The organism is Pimelobacter simplex (assembly GCF_900114845.1).
GTDB lineage: Bacteria > Actinomycetota > Actinomycetes > Propionibacteriales > Nocardioidaceae > Nocardioides > Nocardioides simplex.
In genome coordinates this window covers 78681-99652 of sequence record NZ_FOUK01000005.1, presented here as the reverse complement: position 1 = coordinate 99652, position 20972 = coordinate 78681, and the positions used below count along the sequence as shown (strand labels likewise).

Annotated in this window: 15 protein-coding genes; 9 read left to right on the top strand and 6 right to left on the bottom strand. The window is 76.1% G+C overall.

All coding sequences use genetic code 11. From position 1 onward, the window contains the following. The first annotated feature begins 1 nt into the window (after window position 1). Window positions 2-3046: an amidase gene (locus tag BM223_RS20585; RefSeq protein ID WP_052138157.1), complete on the top strand. Its 3045-nt coding sequence runs from the start codon at window positions 2-4 to the stop codon at window positions 3044-3046. 78 nt (window positions 3047-3124) lie between these two features. Continuing rightward, window positions 3125-3814: a hypothetical protein gene (locus BM223_RS20580; protein ID WP_052138156.1), complete on the top strand. Its 690-nt coding sequence runs from the start codon at window positions 3125-3127 to the stop codon at window positions 3812-3814. Here BM223_RS20580 and BM223_RS20575 read toward each other — a convergent pair. The 3 genes from BM223_RS20575 to BM223_RS20565 all read right to left on the bottom strand — a co-directional run bounded on the left by BM223_RS20575 (window position 3759) and on the right by BM223_RS20565 (window position 6636). Continuing rightward, window positions 3759-4316: a hypothetical protein gene (locus tag BM223_RS20575; RefSeq protein ID WP_038676379.1), complete on the bottom strand. Its 558-nt coding sequence runs from the start codon at window positions 4314-4316 to the stop codon at window positions 3759-3761. The two genes, BM223_RS20580 and BM223_RS20575, sit on opposite strands and share 56 nt — an antisense overlap. Window positions 4317-4393: 77 nt before the next feature. Then, window positions 4394-5998, bottom strand: a complete 1605-nt coding sequence (locus BM223_RS29265; protein ID WP_052138155.1) for a calcium-binding protein — start codon at window positions 5996-5998, stop codon at window positions 4394-4396. A gap of 47 nt (window positions 5999-6045) precedes the next feature. Then, a complete protein-coding gene (locus tag BM223_RS20565) occupies window positions 6046-6636 on the bottom strand; it encodes a hypothetical protein (RefSeq protein WP_143128561.1) in 591 nt (196 codons plus the stop codon). Window positions 6637-6763: 127 nt separating this feature from the next. On the opposite strand from BM223_RS20565, the gene BM223_RS20560 reads away from it, so the two are divergent. From BM223_RS20560 to BM223_RS29255, 3 genes are read left to right on the top strand one after another with little or no spacing between them, the layout of a single operon-like run. After that, a complete protein-coding gene (locus BM223_RS20560) occupies window positions 6764-7519 on the top strand; it encodes a hypothetical protein (protein WP_052138154.1) in 756 nt (251 codons plus the stop codon). Next, entirely contained in the window at window positions 7516-8556 is a 1041-nt protein-coding gene (locus BM223_RS29260; RefSeq protein WP_052138153.1) for a hypothetical protein, read from the top strand. The genes BM223_RS20560 and BM223_RS29260 overlap by 4 nt, the downstream gene beginning before the upstream one ends. After that, window positions 8553-9467 carry a hypothetical protein gene (locus BM223_RS29255; RefSeq protein WP_158510163.1) on the top strand — a complete coding sequence of 305 codons (915 nt, stop codon included), beginning with the start codon at window positions 8553-8555 and terminating at the stop codon, window positions 9465-9467. The genes BM223_RS29260 and BM223_RS29255 overlap by 4 nt, the downstream gene beginning before the upstream one ends. Here the strand turns inward: BM223_RS29255 and BM223_RS20550 are convergent. Further along, window positions 9359-11344, bottom strand: coding sequence for an MFS transporter (locus tag BM223_RS20550; RefSeq protein ID WP_038676374.1), 1986 nt, complete (start codon window positions 11342-11344; stop codon window positions 9359-9361). The two genes, BM223_RS29255 and BM223_RS20550, sit on opposite strands and share 109 nt — an antisense overlap. An 82-nt stretch (window positions 11345-11426) precedes the next feature. Between BM223_RS20550 and BM223_RS20545 the strand changes: the two genes are divergently transcribed. Beyond that, window positions 11427-12338, top strand: coding sequence for an alpha/beta hydrolase (locus tag BM223_RS20545; RefSeq protein ID WP_038683252.1), 912 nt, complete (start codon window positions 11427-11429; stop codon window positions 12336-12338). Between the two features lie 37 nt (window positions 12339-12375). Here BM223_RS20545 and BM223_RS28075 read toward each other — a convergent pair whose 3' ends face one another. Both BM223_RS28075 and BM223_RS20535 read right to left on the bottom strand, forming a co-directional pair. After that, window positions 12376-12663, bottom strand: coding sequence for an excalibur calcium-binding domain-containing protein (locus BM223_RS28075; protein WP_038676373.1), 288 nt, complete (start codon window positions 12661-12663; stop codon window positions 12376-12378). An 81-nt stretch (window positions 12664-12744) separates the two neighbouring features. Then, a complete protein-coding gene (locus BM223_RS20535) occupies window positions 12745-13407 on the bottom strand; it encodes a response regulator transcription factor (protein WP_038676372.1) in 663 nt (220 codons plus the stop codon). A gap of 160 nt (window positions 13408-13567) precedes the next feature. Here BM223_RS20535 and BM223_RS20530 point away from each other — a divergent pair, with 160 nt between their 5' ends. The 3 genes from BM223_RS20530 to BM223_RS20520 all read left to right on the top strand — a co-directional run bounded on the left by BM223_RS20530 (window position 13568) and on the right by BM223_RS20520 (window position 20954). Next, on the top strand, window positions 13568-15451 hold the full coding sequence (locus tag BM223_RS20530) for a hypothetical protein (protein ID WP_038676370.1): 1884 nt from the start codon (window positions 13568-13570) through the stop codon (window positions 15449-15451). After that, window positions 15448-17499 (top strand): sensor histidine kinase, encoded by a 2052-nt coding sequence (locus tag BM223_RS20525; protein ID WP_052138152.1) that lies wholly within the window; start codon window positions 15448-15450, stop codon window positions 17497-17499. Before BM223_RS20530 ends, BM223_RS20525 begins: the two co-directional genes overlap by 4 nt. Window positions 17500-17576: 77 nt before the next feature. Continuing rightward, complete coding sequence (locus tag BM223_RS20520) at window positions 17577-20954, top strand: pyruvate carboxylase (protein WP_038676368.1); 3378 nt, start codon at window positions 17577-17579, stop codon at window positions 20952-20954. Window positions 20955-20972 lie beyond the last annotated feature (18 nt).

Genomic DNA, 20972 nt, shown 5'->3' with positions numbered 1-20972 from the left:
CATGCAATTCTCCCCCCTCGGGCGCCGCCGCCTCACGCGCGCGGCCGCCCTCCCCGTGGCCGTCGGACTGGGCATCGGGGCCCTGTCCGTCACGGTCGCTCCCCCGGCCTCGGCCCTGTCCAGCGTCACCACCGCCAACGGCGCCACGATCAACGTGAACGACGCCCGTCGTCCCGGCCTCGACACCGGCTCGATCCGCAACGTCAGCGGGTCCCGGATGGAGGGCTTCGGCAACGTCTTCCTCCACGTCGACGCCCCGGCGGGCAGCGCGCCGCGGATGAACGACCAGATGATGCGGGGCTTCGGGCTCACCGCGTCCTCCCCCGGCTCGTACCGCTCGACGGCGTCGGTCCGGCTCGGCGACGTCCTGATGACCCGCAAGGTCCAGGTCGCCACCGGCACCAGCACGACGAGCTTCTACGACACGTACACGAACGCGGCAACGGAGCCGGTCACCGTGCGGGTCTCGTTCGGCGGCTCGCTCGGCTCGGGCCTGACCGCGAACGGCTCCCCCAACAAGGCGACGATCAGCGCCACGAGCAGCGGCGACGCCGCCGTGGACACCGCCGACACCTGGGTCACCGCCACCACGCCGGGCAACACCCGCCCGACGGGCGTGGTCGTCGGCGCCGGGATCGACGCCCTCGCCGACCAGCAGTCCGACCCGTTCACGACGCCGTACGTGCCGACGGGCAGCCGGTCCAACGACCTCGGCTTCGTCCGCGAGCTCACCATCGCCCCGGGCACGACCGCCTCGCTGATGCAGTACGTCGTGGTGGGCGCGCTGTCCGACACCACCCAGATCGCCACCGACACCGCGGCCCTCGCGACCACCCCGGACTTCTCGAACCTCACCGTGGACGAGATCTGCACCCTGCGGAACTGGGACCTCACCGCCTACCAGGCGGCCTGCGCCGGCGCCGAGCCGCTGCGCCTGCCCGCGGCCGCGGCCGAGCCGGTCCCCTCCACCGACGTCGCGTACGACGTCACGGGCAAGACGATCGCCGACCTGCAGGCCGCGATGGAGTCCGGCGCGACCACCTCCGTCGCGATCACCAAGGCCTACCTCGACCGGATCGAGGCGTACGACGACGGCCCGTTCGGCTTCCACGCGTTCATCACCGTCGCGAAGACCGCGGTGGCCCAGGCGATGGCGGCCGACGAGGCCCGGGCGAACGGACGGACCGGCGACCTGCTCGGCGTGCCGATCGCGCTCAAGGACCTCTACGACACCAAGGACATGCCGACCTCCGGCGGCACGCTGGCCCTCGAGGACTGGGAGACCGGGGCGGACGCCTGGCAGGTCGCCCGGCTGCGCGAGGCCGGCGCGGTGATCATCGGCAAGACGAACCTCTCCGAGTTCGCCAACTCGGGCTCGTGGAGCGAGAGCGGCTTCGAGCAGACCTGGAACGCCCTCTACCCGTCGAAGTCGTCGTTCGGGTCGAGCGGCGGGTCGGCGACCGCCGTCCGCGCCGAGCTCGCGGCGGCCGCGATGGGCACCCAGACCGGCGTCTCGCTGTACGCCCCCTCGACGGGCGCCAGCCTGGCGACCTTCCGCGGCACCGACGGGCTCACCAGCACCAACGGCGTCATGCCGCTGACCTGGGCGACCGACTACGCCGGGCCGATGGCCAAGACCATCACCGACCTGGCCTCGCTGCTCGACGCCACCGCGACCCGCACCACCGGCAACAACCCCGACGACCTGCTCACCGCGCGGGTCGACAACGACCTGCGCCCCGCCGAGTGGAAGAGCGCACTGCGCCCGGACGCCCTGCAGGGCAAGGTGATCGGGTACGTGCCGAGCGCCTTCCAGTCGACCGCCATCACCGACGACGGCGCCGGTCAGGTCGCGCTCGCGCAGGCCCGGGCCGCGATCGAGGCCTCCGGCGGCACGCTCGTCCCGCTCGCCACCGCGCAGACGGCGCCGCCCGCGCCGTCCGGCAGCTTCCCGACGTCCGGCAGCGCCGGTGCGGAGGGCTGGGAGCGCTACCTCGCCGAGGAGCGGCCGGGCACCTTCCCCTACACGACGAAGGAGCTGATGGAGAACCCGGCGAACCTGCCCTACAACGTGTCGGGCAACTACACCGCGCAGCCGATGGACGACACGAGCGTCGAGAACCTGCTGGCCCGGCGTGACGCCTACAAGCAGACGGCCGCCACCTGGATGGACACCGCCTTCGGCAGCGAGCCGGTCGACGCGGTGATCTACCCGGGCTTCCTCACCAGCATCGGCAACAACGACGCCACGTCGGCGATCTTCTCGTCCGACCGCGCGTCGGGCGTGATCACGCAGACGGTCGGCCTGCCCACCGCCATCCTCCCGATCGGGAAGAACGACGAGGGTCAGTCCAACAACATCCAGGTCGTCGGCCGGGCCTGGGACGACGCCGCGGTCCTCGGCATGGGCTACGCGCTGGAGCAGCGGACCAAGGCCGCGACGCCGACGACGTTCGCTCCCGCCCTGCCGTGGCGCGGTCCGGCCGACTCGGTGACGGGGCTGACGCTCGCCAGCACCGCCACGACGTACGGGAAGGCGACCACGGCGACCGTCACGGTCACCGCCGACCCGGCCGCCACCGGCGCAGTGGAGGTCGAGGTCGCCGGCCAGACGGTGCGCGGGACGCTCGCCGCCGGCACCGCCCGGCTCACCCTGCCCGCCACGCTGCCCGTCGGCACCCACCTGGTCACCGCCCGGTACGCCGGCTCGGCCGAGGTCGCCGCGAGTGCCGCCACCGCGACGCTCAAGGTCGCCCGGGCGGCACCGAAGGTGGTCGCGAAGCTCAAGAAGAAGAAGAAGGTCACCCCGCGCCAGCGGGGCCGGCTCCAGGTGACCGTCACCGGCGTGCCGGCGACCGGTGCGACCGTCCTGGTGCAGGACCGCGGCCGGATCATCCGCACCGCCCAGGTCACGGCGAACGGCAAGGTCACCGTGAAGCTGCCCCGGCTCGACCGCGGCCGGCACCCGCTGCGGGTCTACGTCGTGGCCGGTGAGGGCTACCGCGCGGCGTGGAGCGGGAAGGTGACGCTCGTCGTGCGCCGCTGACCCGGCGCGCGCACGTCCCGTCCGGGCCCGGTCCCTCCACCCGAGGGGCCGGGCCCGGCTGCTGGCTACGGTGGCGGCGTGGACGACTCGGACTCCTCCGCTGTGGTGGCCGCGCACCGGGCGGCGCGGGCGCGCGGCGAGGAGCGCGTCCTGCGCCGTACCCGCGACGGCGAGCTGCACAGCTATGCGCCCGACGAGATCGGCCTCGGTCCGGTCGTCTCCGGGACCCAGACGACCAGCTGGTGGGGGCTCGCGGTCGTCGCCGCCGTCCTGTGGGCGTGCTTCGCCGCGGCGTGGCTGATCATCCTCGCCCCCACCTCCGGCGGCGGCAGCCCGGCCTGGGGCGGACTCGCCGTCACCGCGCTCGGCGGCGGCCTGGGCGGCTACGCCTCATTGCTCGCCCGCCGCCAGTACCGGGCCCGCGCCGTCCGCCGGCGGCGCGGCGTCCCCGAGCCGAGCGACGTCCCCGTCCCGGACCGCTGGGCCGACCCCTCCCCGCCCCGCCCCGCTCCTGCGCGGGCCGGGCGCTGGCGGCTGCGGCCGTGGTGGTGGGTCCTGCCTCGCGGCCTGCTCTCGGCGGCGCTCGTCCTCGCCGTCGTCGGTGCGACGACCGAGCCGGGCCCCACGTCGCCGGGTGTGCTCGCGGTGGCGGGCGTCGGGCTCGGGCTCAGCGTCGCCGTCCCGGTCGCGCTCGCCGTGCGGCGGGTGCGGCTCAGCAGTCGTACTGGAAGTAGGGCCTCTCGCCACCAGTCACCGCGATCGCGGTGACCTTCGTGCGCTCGGTGACCTCGGCCGCGGGCGCTCCGAGCAGGAAGCCCAGGTAGGTCCGGCCGTCCTCCTCGCCCGGCGGGTACGTCGACGCGCCGTCCCAGCCGTCGTCCACGGGCGGGGTGGTGGTCGGGAAAGCGGCCCGCAGCTCGCCGTACGTCGAGCCGACGTGGATGCCGCCGTGCGCGGTGCGCGGACCGCGCGCGAACACCGAGATCTGCGTGATGGTGGCGTCGGGGGTGCCGTCGCTGAGCACCACGAAGCCCTCCGGGTTGCCGGCCCAGCGGACCTGCTCGGCGCAGAGGGCCGCGCCGTCCTCGATCTGGCCGGTCGGCTCCCACGCGGCGCGGGTCATCCCGACCTCGACGTCGCCGACCACACCGGGGGCGATGAGCAGCGGCGGCGGGGCGGTGCGGACGGGCGGGCGCGGGTCGTCCCCGCAGCCGGTCAGCCCGGCGGTGAGGGCGAGGGCCAGGACGAGCGGGGCGAGGGACCGGTGCATGAGGACCTCCGAGGTCGGTTGTCCTGGTAGATGCTCCGCCCGCGCCTTTGGTTGCCGGACGCCGGCAGCGGGCCGCCTCAGCCCAGCCGCGCCCGCCGCACGTCGCCCTGGGCCTTCGCGAAGTCGGTGACGGCATTGGTCCGCCGGGCGCCGATGAACAGGTCCGCTCCCTTGCCGCCGGTCAGCCGGTTGCGGCCCGGCCCGCCGACGAGGACGTCGTCGCCGCTCTTGCCGAGGATCCGGTCGTTGCCGCCCCGCCCGAAGATCAGGTCGGTGCCGGGGGTCCCGACCAGACGGTCGGCGCGGGCGGTGCCGACGATGACCCAGAAGGTCAGCCGGGCGGTGCGGCCGTCGACGCGGGCGGTCACCGTGACCTGGGCGCGGCCCGCCACCCCGGGACGCGGAGCGACGGCGAGGCGTAGCTCGGCACCGGAGCCCCGCACGGCTGGGGCGGCCAGCAGGCGGTGCCGGGACGACGTGGTGCTGATCGTGGCGCGGTCGGCGCCGGTGCCGCGCAGCCTGAGGCCGAGGGTGACTCGGTGGTCGTCGGCGGCGACGGGCGCGGCGGTGAGGGTGAGCGGGACGACCTGGGGGGTGACGACGACCGGCGGGCGGGTCCAGCTGATGACGACCCGGCCGTCACCGTCGTTGACGCTGCCGTCGTTGACCGCGGCGAGGAGCTCGGCGTCCGTGACGGCGGGGGCCGCATAGGCGCTGCCGCCGCCACCGCCTCCGCCGGCCCCACCGCCGCCCCCGTTCGGGCTGCCGCCGCCGGCCCCGCCGCCTCCGCCGTGCCAGCCACCGCCGGCCCCGCCACCGGCGCCGCCGCCGACCGCCAGTCCGCCGGTGGTGACTCCGTTGCCGTCACCGCCGGCGCCACCGGCGCCCGGGCTGCCGACCGTGCCGGGGGCACCGCCCTGCTGGGCGGGCGGGTAGGCGTTGACGCCGGGGGCGCCGCCGGCGCTCGCGGTCGCCCCGGCGCCGCCCGGCGCTCCGCCACCGCCGCCGCCCGGGCCGCCGTCCGTGCCCGTCGTACCGCCGGCCGCGCCGCCGGTGCCGCCGAGGGCGTTGCCCCGTCCGCCGTTGCCGCCCGCGCCTCCGCCACCCGGCCCGACCAGGACGCGCGTGGTCAGGTCGCAGGTGAGCGCGGCGCAGCCGCCGGGTGCGGAGCGGACGTCGGAGGAGCCCCCTCCGCCCGCGCCGTTGCCGCCGTTGCCCGGGTTCGAGCCGCCGGCGCCGCCGGCCGAGCCACCGAGGCCGCCGGGAGCACCGGAGCCGCCGGACGGGCCGTTGCTGGGCCCTCCGGTCGCGCTGGTGGCGGTGGCGTCCCCGCCCGCGCCGGCCACGCTCACCTGGAGCACCGCGCCGGGGGTCGCGGCCACCGTCCCGCGAGCCTGGCCGCCCGCGCCCCCGGGGTTGCTGGCCAGCGCCTGGAACGACCAGCGGCCACCGCGCGCGCCGGTCACCTCGACCTCGAGCGCGCTCACGCCGGCGGGCACCGTGAAGGCGTCCGTGCCGACCACGTCGTAGGTGCACGACGAGATGGCGTCGTCGACCAGGACGCCGGTGCTGCCGCACGGGCTGGTCGGGGCGGCCGGCGCGGCAGAGACCGGGGCGGCGGCGAGGCCGGAGAGGACGAGCGCGGCGGCGGTGACCGCGGCGCTCCGGGTGGTTCGGGGCATGCGTGATTCCTTCGAAAGTACGACGGACCGGGCTGGAGGTGGTGCGGTCAGGGCGCCGAGGGGGGCCGGCCCAGCAGCCTCCGGCCGCCCAGCCCGAGCGTCATCCCGACGACGCCGGCGGCAGCACCCCACAGCAGGTGTCCCTGGACGTAGAAGCCCATGCCGCCCAGCACCGTGCCCAGACCGGCTCCACCGCCGACGTGGTGCAGGAAGGGCGACAGCACGCCGACCAGGTGGATGACGGGCGCGAGGACCAGCATCAGCCAGGGGTGCCGGCGCACCAGCGGGACCTCCGCGAGCCGGTCGACCAGCATCGCGGCGGCGAGGTAGGGCAGCACGTGCGTGCCTATCGTCGGGTCGACGAACAGGATCACGCAGCTGCCGCCGGCGGCGACGCGCAGCGCCGTACCGGGACGGTCGAGGCACCACCGGCTCGCGATGAGGACGCTGAGCCAGAAGATCCCGCGGTGCCCGGGCAGCCCCCACGGGGTGCGGTGCAGCTGCTGGACGGCGAGCGCCGCGATCGCGGTCGCCATGACCGCCGTCGCGGCCAGGCGATGGGCCCACCGACCGTGCGGGAGGAGCGCTGCGGGCAGCGCCCGCCCGCCACGGAACGGGTCGTCGATCAGCACGGACACGATCATCACCCTAGTGCAGTGATGTCGCATCTGCGCCTGTAATCAATTGCCAATCTCGCATCTGCAACCGATATGCGACGATTCTGCTTCAGCTGCGAGAAGTGACGAAGGATGGGAGGGGTGGACGATGAGCGCGGACGGCCGGGCGAGCGCCACCGACGCGGTGCTCCTGGGCATCGACGACACCGACAACGAGTCCAGCCCGGGCACCGGCTACCTGGCCCAGCAGCTGCTCCAGGAGCTCGCCGCGCTCGACCTCGCGAGCCCGCTCGGCGCGACCCGGCACCAGCTGCTGGTCGACCCGCGCATCCCCTACACCTCGCACAACTCCAGCGCCTGCCTGCTCGTCGCTCCGGGCGCCGGCGTGGACGTCGTCGCCCTGCACGACGCCGCGGCCGGATTCCTCCGCCGGCACAGCGCGCCCGGCTCCGACCCCGGCCTCGCCGTGGCCCGCAAGGCGGACGTCGCCGACGACGTCGTCGCGTTCGGGCGCCGCGCCAAGGTCGACGTCCTCGACCAGGAGCTCGCCCACGCGACCGCCCGCCGCACGGGCACGCTGCTGTCGGGTCTCGGCGGCACCGAGGACGGCGTCATCGGCGCGCTCTCGGCCGTCGGGCTGCACCGCTCCGGCGCAGACGGCTTCTACCTGTGGCTCGACGGCATCCGCGGTTTCCGCGCGGGCCGGTACCGGGTCGAGGAGCTCTACCGCCTCCTCCACCTGAGCGACGCGCGGACCCTCGACGGCGCGCGTCCCGACGGCGGGACGCTCGTCGACGTCGACCCGTGGGTCCGCCCGCTGCACCTCGAGGACGGGCCGGTGCTGCTGCTCGAGCAGGGGCCCGGCTGGCGGACCGCACCCAAGGCCGAGGTGCGGCGGCATTGACCGCCGCGCGGACGCCGGTCCACGTCGTGGCCGCCGGCGCGGCCCTGGCCGTCCTGCTGAGCGGTTGCGGCGGGCACGACGACGCGCAGACCGCGCGGGACCCGGTCACCGCGGGGTCGCCGCGCACCGCGTCGCCGACGCCCACGCCGACGCCGACGCGGACACCGACGCCGCCGGGACCCACCCGGACGCCCGCAGCACCTGCCGCGCCGACCGTGACGGTCACCGGTGCGGCCGCCACGACGGCGCACGGCACTCCTCACGCGGGCCTCGTCCCGGCGACCACCCGCGCGACGCCGCCGCCGCCCCCGTCTCCGACCCCGCCGCCGACCCCGTCTCCGCCAGCGCCGGTCACCTGCACGAGCCGCACGTTCACCACCCCGGGCAGCCACGCCGTACGGATCACGTTCCGGCCCGGCGCCCGCGCCGCCACCACCGTCGAGGCCGAGCTGCACGGAGCCGGGGGAGGCGGTGGGCGGGGTCCGGGACCGGGCGGCACCGGCACCGCACCACCCCCGGACGGTCCCGGGGGCGGAGGAGGTGGCGGCGGGGGCGCGGGGGCATCCGTCGACACCCGCGCCGTGCTCATCCCGTCGGCATGGGCGGCTCCCGTGCTGACCGTCGTCGTCGGCGACGGCGGCCGGGGCGGCTACGGCGGCGGCGGTCCCGCGATGCCCAACGCCGACGGCGTCCGCGGCGGCGACACCACGCTCACCGGACCGGGCATCGACCTGAGCGCGGGCGGAGGCTCCGGCGGCACGACCGGCAAGGGCGGGATGGCCGGTTCGGCCGGCGGCGCGGGCGGGAGCGGCGGGACCGCCGCCGCGGCCGGAGGCGTCCCCGGTGCGTCCGGCACCGACGGCGGCGCCGGCGGGCAGGGCTTCGGCGGCACCGCCGGCACAGGTGGAGCGGCCAGCTACGGAGCGGGCGGCGACGGCGGGACCGGTGGCACCCGCGCCGGCGGCTCGTACGACGGCCGCCCGGGCGGCACCGGCTGGGCCACGGTCCGCATCTGCGGCCAGGTGGTCGTCTCGTGAGCGGCCGCGCGCTGCTGCTCCCCGCCCTCGCGCTGGTCCTCGCGGCTCCCGGCCTGGCCGCGTGCTCCGGCGACCGGGCCGGCTCCGCCGCCGCCGAGGCCGCGGCCACGCGCACCCCGGAGCTCCGCAGCTGCGGCACCGACTGCACCATCGTCACGCTCGACGAGGCCGGCACGGCCCGGGTCGAGATCGACCCGACGGGCACCGGCACCGGCGCCGGCATCTCGCTCGACTGGGCCCTCACCGGCGGCGGAGGTGGCGGCGGCCGCGGCCCCGGTCCGGGCGGGACCGGCTCCGGTGGCGGGGGTGGCTCGACGGGCGGCGGCGGGGGCGGCGGCGGTGGGGCCGGCGAGCTCGCGACCGGCACGACGGAGGTGACGGGCGCGGCGTCGTACGTCCTGACGATCCGGGTGGGTCCCGGCGGCGCGGGCGGCGTCGGGGGCGGCGGGCCGTCCTCCCCCCAGGCGGACGGCACCGACGGCACCGCGACGAGCGTGCGCGGCGGCGGCCTCGACGTGACGGCACGCGGCGGGGGCGGCGGGGCCTCCGGCCAGGGCGGCCAGGCGGGTGCGGGCGGCGGCGCGGCCGGCGCCGGCCATCCGGCCGGCGGCGCCGGAGAGCCCGGCGGGCACCTGGCCGGCGGACGCGGTGGGGCCGGCGGCCGGGCCGGTCACGGCCACGGCAGCGGTGGCGACGGGGGCGAGGGCGGCGCCTTCCCGGGTGGCGCCCACGACGGCGCGGCCGGCGGGACCGGCCACGCGGAAATCACCGTCCGCGGCGCGCGCGTCGCCGTGGCGCCGGCTCAGGCGAGCGGCGTGCCGAGCACCAGGTCGACGTCGTACGCCGTGTCGAGGAGCGTGACCGCCCGCGCGCCCATCTGCCCCTCGCGCGCGGCGACGGACAGCACGTAGCGCCCGTTGGCCGGCCGGGTCATGACGTAGCGGCCCTCGTGGTCGGTGCGGATCGACGAGACCACCTCGCCGGACTGCCGGGTGAGCACGACGAGCGCGTCGACGAACGGCACGCCGTCGGCGTCCACCACGTTGCCGGTGAGCGTGAGCCGGTCGCGCAGCGCGATGGGCGGCAGCGGGGCGCTGTTGTCGAGGTGCATGATCCGCGAGCGCGGCTGCCAGCCGTCGGCCGTGGTGACGACGAGGTAGTCGCCGGCCCGCGGGATCGCCACCGTGAAGCGGCCCTCGGTGTCCGCCTGCCCCCAGTCGACGGCCTGGCCGTCGCGGGTGAGGACGGTGACGACGCCGTTGCGGATCGCCCGCGCCCGGGCGTCGACGACCTGGCCCTTGACCACCTGCGTGTCGGCGCCGGTGTGCTCGGAGCCGGAGCGGTCGGCCTCCTCGGAGTACTCCCGCATCCGCAGCATCGGGACGCCGAGCGCGACGGTCACCGTCGCGGAGCCCGCCGCCAGCCAGAAGATCAGCGTGAACGCGGACTGCGTCGGCAGCGCGTGGCCGCCGATCGTCATCACGGACGCCGTCGTGATCGCCGCGGTGGCGGCGCTGGCGGTCGACGTCCCGAGCGAGCGGAGGAGGACGTTGAGGCCGTTGGCCGAGGCGGTCTCCGTGACCGGGACGGCGCGCATGATCAGCGTCGGCATGGCGCTGTAGACCAGGGCGGTGCCGATGCCGACGAGCACCGATCCGGTGATCACCTGGGTGAGGCTGTCGCTCCAGAAGACGCGGCCGAGGTACGTGACGGCCATGATGGCGGCGCCCGAGATCAGCGTCACCTGCGGGCCGAGCCGGCGCGTGACCGAGGCGGACAGCGGTGCCATCAGGCCGAAGGCCGCGGCGTTGGGCACCATCCAGAGGCCCGCGTGGAGGATGTCGAGGCCGAGGCCGTAGCCGGTCTCCTTCGGCATCTGCAGGAACTGCATCGACACCAGCATGTTGGCGTACATCGCGAACCCGGCGAAGATCGACGCGACGTTGACGAGCAGCACCGCGCGCCGCGACGCCACCCGCACGTCGACCAGCGGGCGCGGCGTCCGCAGCTCGAGCGGCACCCAGGCGACCAGGGTGGCGAGTCCGCCGGCGCACAGGCCGAGGGTGGTCGGCGACGTCCAGCCCCACTGGCTGCCCTTGGTGAGCGCGACCAGGATCGCGGTCAGCGCCACCGACAGCAGGATCGCGCCCCGGACGTCGAACGCGCCGCCGGTGCGCACCGGCGACTCGGGGATGATCGCCCGCGCCCCGATCATCAGCGCCACGCCCACGGCGCCGGTCAGCCAGAAGACGGCGTGCCAGTCCATGTGCTCGCTGATCAGGCCCGAGAGCGGGAGGCCCGCCCCGGCGCCGATCGCGAGCGTCGCGCTCATCATCGCCACGCCGAGCGGCACCCGGTCGCGCGGCAGCTCGTCGCGCATGATCGCGATGCCCACCGGCACCAGCGCCATCCCGACGCCCTGCAGAGCCCGCGCCGCGATGAGCAGCGGCAGCACCTGGCTCAGCCCACCGATCAGCGAGCCCGCCACCGACACCGCCAGCGCGAGCAGCACCATCCGCCGCTTGCCGTACATGTCGGCGAGGCGCGAGACCGTCGGCGTCGCGATCGCACCGGTCAGCAGCGTCGCCGTCACCAGCCAGGACGCGCCGCTGGCCGACGTGTCGAGCAGCCGCGGCAGCTCGGCCAGCAGCGGCAGCAGGATCGTCTGCTGGAGCGACACGACGACGCCGCACAGCGACAGCATGACGACGATGAGGGTGGGATTGCCGCGAGTCGGCGCGACGCCGGTGGCCGGTTCGGCGGAAGCCGTGGCGATGCGGGGCGGCACGCTGACCTGTCTCTCGAGTTCGTGGTGCGGTGCTGGCCATCGTAGTGACAACCGACCGGCGCGGGTGCGCGTCGTCCTCTCCATGAGCCCGCACCCGCGCCCGGTGACCCGCCGCCGGTTGCTGATCGGCGGCGGCACGGCCGCGCTCGCGGGCGCGGCCGCGCTCGGTGGCGTCGAGGCCGAGGTGCTGCCCGGCAAGGCCTGGCTCTACCACCACCTCGGCCGCGACGGCGCCGACGGCGTCCTCCCCGACGTCGAGCCCGCCCCCGTCACCGCCGGCGCCTTCGACTCCGCCGCCCGCGGCCGCCAGGTCGGCTGGGCCCTCGCCCGCCCCACCGGCGTCCCCACCGCCGGCCTGCCCCTCGTCCTCGCCCTCCACGGCCGCGGCCAGGACCACACCAGCGCCTTCCGCCCCGACCGGATGGGACTCGACCGCTACCTCGCCGACGCCGTCCGCCGCGGCGTGCCGCCGTTCGCCATCGCCAGCGTCGACGGCGACGCGACCTACTGGCACGACCGCGCGGACGGCGACCGCGCCGAGACCATGCTCGTCGACGAGTTTCTCCCCCTCCTCGCCGCCGGTCACGGGCTCGCCACCGACCGGATCGCCCTCGTGGGCTGGTCGATGGGCGGCGTCGGCGTCCTCCACCTCGCGACCGCCCTCGGCCCCGACCGCGTCGCCGCCGTCGCCGCCCTCTCCCCCGCCCTCTGGCACCGCTACGACGAGACCGCGCCCGGCGCCTACGACGACGCCGCCGACTTCCGCCGGGTCGGCGTGATGGGGCGCCAGGACGAGCTCGACCGGATCGCCGTCCGCGTGGACTGCGGGAAGGGCGACCCCTTCTACGCCACCACCCGCGACTACGTCGCGGGCTTCGCCGCGGGGCGGGAGCCGGCCGGCGGGTTCGGGCTCGGCGACCACGACAGCGGGTACTGGCGGCGGATGGTGCCGGGGGTGCTGCGGTTCCTGGGTGAGGGGCTGGCGTCGCAGTGACCGGGCGGCCGCCCGCGGCCCCGGCCGACGGCTAGGGCTACGGCAGACCCTCGCACGCCTCCCCGTCGCCGTCGAGGTCGAGCCGGTGCGGGTCGGACCTGTCCGCCTCCAGCAGACGCTGCGCCTCCGCGTGGGTGGTGAAGTCGGAGCAGTCGCGGTCGGCGAAGATCCGGTCGTTGACCCCGGTCACCTGGCCGGCGCCCCACACCGTCATCGCGATCAGCAGGCCGCTCAGCACGTTCGTGCCGACCGACCACGCCGCGTCGACGGACCGCTCCCGGACGGTCGGGCGCGGCTCACCGCTCCGCTTCCTGGTCGTGCTCATCGCGTCATCGTCGCGAGGGCGCGGTCGGGGCGGGCGGCTTCGGGAGAAGTCCGGACGCCCGTCCGGGCTGTCCCACCCGCGTCAGGACGCGTCCCCGTCGTCGCTGCCCAACCCCGCCTCCCGGGCCCGCACGATCAACGCCCCCCGGTCCGGCACGGCGAGCTTGGTGACGACCCCGGACAGGTAGTTGCGCACGGTCTTGGGTGAGAGGACGAGCCGGCGGGCGATGGCGTAGTTGTCGTAGCCGCGGGCGACCAGGTCGAGGACCTCGCGCTCGCGGTGGGTGAGCTCCGGGAAGACGAGGGGGCCCGTCGTCCGGGCGCCGGAGAGGAGGTCGATGGCGCGGCGGCCGATCTCGGCGGCGAGGAGGACGTCGCCCGAGGCGACGGCGCGGAGGCCGCGCTCGATCTCGTGCGGGAGCGCGCTCTTGAGCAGGTAGCCGCGGGCGCCGGCGCGGAGGGCGGCGAAGAGGGAGTCGTCGTCGCCGAGCATGGTGACGACGAGGACGCCGATGTCCGGGGCCTCGCGGGCGATCCGGCGGGTGGCCTCGATGCCGGTGCCCTCGCCCAGGTCGAGGTCCATCAGGACGACGTCCGGGCGGGCGGCGAGCACGCCGGCGACGGCCTCGTCCTCGGTGCCGGCGGTGCCGGTGACCTCGAAGTCGTCGATCGACGCGAGGAAGTTGAGCATGCCGTGCGCGAAGACGGGGTGATCGTCGACGACGAAGACCCGGACGGTGCCCATCTGGACGACGCTACGAGGCGCCGCGACCCGGCTTCCAGGGCCGGTCGTCCCGGTCGTTCGGGCCGTGGCGTCCCGGGCGTGGGCGGCGCTGGATCGGGGGTCCGGACTGGGGCACACTGCCGCTCACCGCCACCGCAGGACCAGCGCTCAGGGAGGGCAGATGGCCGACGCGACGACCGTCCGCGCCGCTCTGGTCCTGCTCCTGTCGTGGGGCCCGGCCGTGCCGGGGCTGGCGCTGTCGTTCGGTGCCCCGGAGAGCCTGGAGGCGGTCGGCACGTTCAGCGTCGCGCTGGCGTTCGGGGGTGCCGCGGCGCTGCTGGTGGCGGTGCGGGGAGCGGCGGTCCGGGGCGGACTGCTCGTCGTGCCGACGTTCGTGGTGGCGGCCGTGGGGGCAGGTGCGTCGACGCTCGCTGCCGGGCTGCGGAGCCGCGGCGCCGGGGACGGCGTGGGGCTCGACCTCCTCGAGGTCGCCTGGATGCCGGGCGGGCTGACCATCGCGAGCGTGCTGAGCGCCGCCGTGCTCACCGGGTCCCGGGCACTGCTGGGTGTGGGCGCGGTGGTCGCCGGTGGGGTGGCGGCGACGACGGTCGCCGAGATGCGGCTGCAGCGCGACGTCCCGCTCGACCTCGCGCTCTGGGCGGTGTGGCTGGGCCTCGGGTTCGCGTCCGGCGTGGTCGTCGCGGTGGTCGCGCGCCGCCGCCGGCCGCCCGAGCGGCAGATCGCGGTGTGGCTCGCGCTCGCCCATGCCGCGGTGCTGCTGTGCGCGGCCGGCGCCTATGTCGTCGACGATGCGAGCGGGACGTCGTCCACGAGCGCGACGTTCGCGGCGACATTCCTGCCGGCGGCGGTCACCTTCGCCGCCGCGGCGTTCCTGCTCACCGCGCTGACCGGCGACAGCGCGGCGGTCGCGCCCGCGCTCGCCCGGGTCACCGTGTGGGTCCTGCTCATCGCCGCCCTCCTCGTGGCGTACGGCGCCGTGGCGGCCCTCGCCGCCAAGGTGGCGCCGCTGACCCCGACGAGCGGCGGCATGATCGCGGTCGTCGTCCTCGCGGTCGGAGTCGGCCCGACCCGGCGGTGGGTGCAGCGCGCCGTCGACCAGCTCCTGTACGGCGGGTCGGCCGACCCGAGCGCACTGCTGCGCAAGGTGAGCGAGGAGGTCGCCGCCGGAGCCGAGGGCGCCGGCTCGCTGGACGCGCTGGCCGAGGCGCTGCGCCGCTCGCTGCGGCTCGGTGGCGTCGCGATCCGCTCGGCGGCGCCCGGAGGTCCGGCGGTGGTCGCCGGCACCGTCGACCCGGCCTCGTCGGTGTCGCTCGAGCTGGTCGCCGCCAACGGACCCTGCGGCGTGGTCGAGATGTCCGCCGAGTGGGGTCGCGACGTCGAGATGCGCACGCTGGCGGCGCTGCGCCGGATCGGCGGGGTGCTCACGGTCGCCGTCCGGCTCGCTGAGGTCAACGACGACCTGCTCGAGGCCCGCCGCCGGGCGAGCGAGATCGCCGCCAGCGAGCGGAACCTCGCCCGCACCGAGATCGAGGCGACCGTCGAGCCGATGCTCGTCCGGATCCGCGACGACCTCGGCGGCGTCGCCCACGGCGACGACCCGGCCGACCAGCTCGACCGGGCCGGGACGGCGCTCCGCGCGGCGACCAACCACGTGCGCGACCTCGCCCGGACGCTGCTGCCCGGCTCCCTCGACGCCGGCGACCTGCCCGGCGCGCTGGGCGAGCTGGCGGCGCGGTTCGACGTCCCGGTGCTGCGGGCCGACGTCGCGCACGCCCCCGAGCGTCCCGAGGTCGTCTACCACCTCGTCGCGGAGGCCGTCCTGCGCGCGCGGCGCGACGGCGGCATCGAGCGGGTCGAGGTCGCCGTCGGCCCACCGGACCGCTGGACGCTGCGCCTGGTCGGCGACCCCGTGCGCACCACGCCCCTGCGCGCCGCCCTGCTCGAACGTGCCGCGGACGCCGGCTACGGCCACCACGGACCTGACGGCACCGACGGACCCGACGACAGCACCGCGCTCCACCTGGTGCGGAGCGAGTCCCGGTGAGCCGTCCGCCCGCCTGGCGCTGGATCACCGCCGGGCTCGTCGTCGTGACGTCGTGGGGGCTCGCCGGTGCGTCCGTGGTGATCGCGTGGGCCTTCCAGCTCCCGGCCGCGCCGGTGCCCGGCACCTTCCTCGCGTCGTCCCCGCCCGAGGCGCAGGCCCACTTCGACGACATCGGCGTGACCGTCGCCTTCGTCTACGCGCCGCTGGCCGCCGTCCTGCTGCTGCGCCGCCCGCACCCGGTCGCGGTGGTGATGGCCGTGCACGCCGTCGGCTCGGGGCTCGCCGCGTTCGGCGTCCAGTACGGGCTGCTCGCCGCGGAGCGTCCCGGGCTGCCCGGCGGCGGCTTCCTCGCCTACGCGGGCGGGTGGGGCTTCGTGCCCGGCACGTTCCTCACCGCGATCGTGCCGGTGCTCCTGCTGCCGGACCCAGCCCGGCTGCTGCGCCGGGTGCTCGTGCCCGTCGTCGCGGTGGCGACCGCCATCGCGGCGCTGACCTCGCTCACCCACCAGAGCCCGGGGATGCTCCGCAACCCCCTCGCTCCGGACTGGCCGGCGTACCAGGCCGCGGCGCAGGACATCTACGCCGTCGCGGCAGGGGTCACGCTGATGTCCTCGGTGGGCGTCGTCGCCGTGCTGGTGCGGCGGCTGCGCGCGGCGTCGCCGGACCTGCGCTCGCCCCTGCGCTGGCTGCTCGTCGGGCACGTCTTCCTCACCGCGTCGTACCTGGTCACGGTGCTGCCCGCCTCGCTCCAGCTCGCCGCTCCGGTGTGGGCGTTCGCGACGATCGCGCCGATCGTCGGGCAGATCTTCTACCCCTCCGCGATCCTCGTGATGGGCCTGCAGCACCGGCTGCGCGGCGTCGACGTGGCGGTGAGCACGGTGCTGACGACGAGCATCGTCGCCGTCCTGGCGGCGAGCGGCTACTACGTCACCGTCACCGTCCTCGAGTACGCCGGCGAGGCCAGCGCCGCGGCCGGGTTCACCACGGCGGCGGTCATCGCCGTCGCGCTGCTGCCCGCCCACAACGTCATCCAGCACCGGGTCGACCGGCTCGTCTACGGCGAGGCCGGCGCGCCGGAGCGGCTCGTCGCCGACCTCGGCGCCCAGGTCGGCGAGATCGCGACCGGCGACGACGGCGTCCGCGCGCTCGCCGCCGCGCTCCGCACCACGCTGCAGCTCGGCTCGGTCCACATCGGCCCCGCCCCGGACGCCGACCTCCCGGGGCCCGTCGTCTCCTTCTCCCTCGACCAGCGCGACGACGCGCTGCTCGTCGTGACCGGGCCGGCGGGCGGGCTGCCCATCGGGCGCCGTACCCGCGAGGCGATCGGCGACCTCACGCCCGTCATCGGCGCCGTGGTCCGGCTCGCCGCCGCGGCCACCGCCCGCGACGCCGCCCGCGCCCTCGCCGCCGACGCCCGCCATGCCGAGCGGCGGGCGCTGCGCCGGGAGCTGCACGACGGCCTGGGACCGGCGCTCTCCGGCGCCGCCTTCTCGGTCGCGGCCGCCGCGAACCTGCTCTCCCGGGGCGACCGGCCGGGCGCCGTCGCCGCCGTCGCGCGCGTCCAGGAGCTCCTCGAGACCCAGGCCGCCACGCTGGCCAACCTCGCCGTCGGCGGACCCGCTCCCGTGCGCGACCTCGGCCGCGCCCTCGACCAGCTCGTGACCTCGTTCGCCGGCGCCGGGCCCCGGCTGCACCTCGACGCGACCGGCGAGATCTTCCTCGACCCGCACCGGGCCGGCATCGTGCACCGGATCGCGTCCGAGGCCGTGCACAACGCCGTCCGGCACGCCGAGGCCGCCACGGTGACCGTGACCCTGGGCGCCGTCCCGGGCGAGGTGCTGCGGGTCCGGGACGACGGCCGCGGGATCAGCGGGACCGTCGGGAGCAGCGGGGCGGGGGTCGGGCTCTCGTCGATGCACGAGTGGGCCGCCGAGGCCGGTCTCGAGTGCCGGGTGAGCGCGCCCGAGGACGGCGGCACGCTCGTCGTCGTCCGGCTCACCAGGAAGGAGTCACCCATGCCCTGGGCGCATGAGAGGGCACCGTTCTGAACATTGGACGCATGGTCGGGCGACGCCGAGGATAGTGATCCAGGCAACACCACTCGACTGCCCCACAGGGAGTTCCGTTGTTCTCGAAAGTACTCGTCGCCAACCGTGGCGAGATCGCGATCCGAGCCTTCCGCGCCGCATACGAGCTGGGCGCCACGACCGTGGCCGTCTTCCCGTTCGAGGACCGGGGCTCCGAGCACCGCCTGAAGGCCGACGAGGCCTACGAGATCGGCGAGCGCGGCCACCCGGTGCGCAGCTACCTCGACCCCGACGCCATCGTGGCCGCGGCGGTGGCCTGCGGTGCGGACGCGGTCTACCCCGGCTACGGCTTCCTCTCCGAGAACCCCGCGCTGGCCGAGGCGTGCGCGGCGGCGGGGATCACCTTCATCGGTCCGTCCGCCGACGTGCTGACGCTGACCGGCAACAAGGCCCGCGCGATCGCGGCCGCGAAGGCGGCCGGCGTGCCGACGCTGCGCAGCGTGGCGCCCTCGACCGACGTCGACGCGCTGGTCGCGGCCGCCGAGGAGATCCCGGTCCCGCTGTTCGTCAAGGCCGTCGCCGGTGGTGGCGGGCGCGGGATGCGGCGGGTCGACGACCGGGCAGGGCTGCGCGAGGCGGTCGAGACGTGCATGCGCGAGGCCGAGGGCGCGTTCGGCGACCCGACGGTGTTCATCGAGCAGGCGGTGGTGGACCCGCGGCACATCGAGGTCCAGATCCTCGCCGACGCCGCGGGCGACGTCATCCACCTGTTCGAGCGGGACTGCTCGGTGCAGCGCCGGCACCAGAAGGTCGTCGAGATCGCCCCGGCCCCCAACCTCGATCCCGCGCTGCGCGAGCGGATGTGCGCCGACGCGGTGCGGTTCGCCCGCGAGATCGGCTACTCCTGCGCGGGCACGGTGGAGTTCCTGGTCGACCCCGACGGCAACTACGTGTTCATCGAGATGAACCCGCGGATCCAGGTCGAGCACACGGTGACCGAGGAGGTCACCGACGTCGACCTCGTGCAGTCGCAGATGCGGATCGCGTCCGGTGAGACGCTGGCCGACCTCGGCCTCACCCAGGACAGCATCCGGCTGCGGGGCGCGGCCCTGCAGTGCCGGATCACGACCGAGGACCCCGCCAACGGCTTCCGTCCCGACACGGGCACCATCACGGCGTACCGCTCGCCGGGCGGCGCCGGCGTCCGCGTCGACGCCGGCACCGTGCACGCGGGCGCGGAGGTCTCGCCCCACTTCGACTCGCTGCTGGCCAAGCTGACCTGCCGCGGGCGCACCTTCGACGACGCCGTACGACGGGCACGGCGCGCCGTGGCCGAGTTCCGGATCCGCGGTGTCGCCACCAACATCCCCTTCGTGGCCGCCCTCCTGGACGAGCCGGAGTTCCTCGCCGGCCGGGTCACCACGTCGTTCATCGAGACCCACCCCGAGCTGCTGACCGCCCGCTCCCACGGCGACCGCGCCACCAAGCTGCTCGACTACCTCGCCGACGTCACCGTCAACCGGCCCCACGGCGAGCTCCCCGTGCACGTGCGGCCGGTCGACAAGCTCCCGGCCCTCGACCTCACCGCCCCCGTCCCCGACGGCTCTCGGCAGCGGCTGCTGACCCTCGGGCCGGAGGCGTTCGCCGCCGAGCTGCGGGCCCAGTCAGCGGTCGCGGTCACCGACACCACGTTCCGCGACGCGCACCAGTCGCTGCTGGCCACCCGGGTCCGCACTCACGACCTGCTCGCCGTGGCCGGGCACGTCGCCCGGACCACGCCGCAGCTGTGGTCGCTGGAGTGCTGGGGCGGCGCGACCTACGACGTCGCCCTGCGGTTCCTCGCCGAGGACCCGTGGGACCGCCTCGCCCGGCTGCGGGAGGCCGTGCCGAACGTCTGCCTGCAGATGCTGCTGCGCGGGCGCAACACCGTCGGCTACACGCCCTACCCGACCGCGGTCACCGACGCCTTCGTCGACGAGGCCGCCGCCACCGGGATCGACGTCTTCCGGATCTTCGACGCCCTCAACGACGTCGAGCAGATGCGTCCCGCCATCGAGGCCGTCCGCGGCACCGGCACCGCCGTCGCCGAGGTCGCGCTCTGCTACACCGGCGACCTCTCCTCGCCCGGCGAGGACCTCTACACCCTCGACTACTACCTGCGCCTGGCCGAGCGGATCGTCGACGCCGGGGCGCACGTGCTCGCCATCAAGGACATGGCCGGCCTGCTGCGCGCGCCCGCCGCGCACACCCTCGTGACCGCGCTGCGCGACCGCTTCGACCTCCCGGTGCACCTGCACACCCACGACACCCCCGGCGGCCAGCTCGCCACCCTCACCGCGGCGATCGACGCCGGCGTCGACGCGGTCGACGCCGCGTGCGCCGCGATGGCCGGGACGACGTCGCAGCCGCCGCTGTCGTCGCTCGTCGCGGCGACCGACCACGGGACCCGCTCCACCGGGCTCGACCTGGGCGCCGTCAACGCGCTCGAGCCCTACTGGGAGGCGGTCCGCCGCGTCTACGCCCCGTTCGAGTCCGGGCTGCCGGCCCCGACCGGGCGGGTGTACCGCCACGAGATCCCCGGCGGCCAGCTGTCCAACCTGCGCCAGCAGGCGATCGCGCTGGGGCTGGGCGAGAAGTTCGAGCAGGTCGAGGACATGTACGCCGCGGCCAACGACATCCTCGGCCGGGTCCCCAAGGTGACCCCGTCCTCCAAGGTCATCGGCGACCTCGCGCTCGCGCTCGTCGCCGCCGGCGCGGACCCGGAGGCGTTCGCGGCGGACCCGTCGTCGTACGACATCCCGGCGTCGGTCATCGGCTTCCTCCACGGCGAGCTCGGCGACCCGCCCGGCGGCTGGCCGGAGCCCTTCCGGTCCAAGGCCATCGCGGGCCGGCCGTGGAGCCCGCCCGAGGCGGAGCTGACGGCCGAGCAGGAGACCGCGCTCCGCGACGACCCCCGCCCGACGCTCAACCGGCTCCTCTTCCCCGGCCCGACCCGCGAGTACGAGGAGGCGCGCGCCCGCTGGGGCGACCTGTCCGTCGTCCCGACGGTCGAGTACCTCTACGGCCTCCAGCACGAGACCGAGCACGCGATCGACCTCGAGGAGGGCAAGCGCCTGCTGGTCGAGCTCGAGGCGACCGGCGCCCCCGACGAGCGCGGCTACCGCACCGTCCTGGCCCGGGCGAACGGCCACCTGCGACCCGTCAGCGTCCGGGACCGCTCGGTCGCGGCCGAGGTCACCGCCGCCGAGAAGGCCGACCCGGCACAGCGCGGGCACGTCGCCGCGCCCTTCCAGGGCGTCGTCACCATCACCGTCGCCGAGGGCGACCAGGTCACGGCCGGCGACACCGTCGCCACCATCGAGGCCATGAAGATGGAGGCCGCCATCACCGCCCCCGTCGACGGCACGGTCCAGCGCATCGCGCTCGCCGGGCCGCAGGCCGTCGAGGGCGGCGACCTCGTGGTGGTCGTCGGCTAGCCGGCGGCCCGCGGCGGG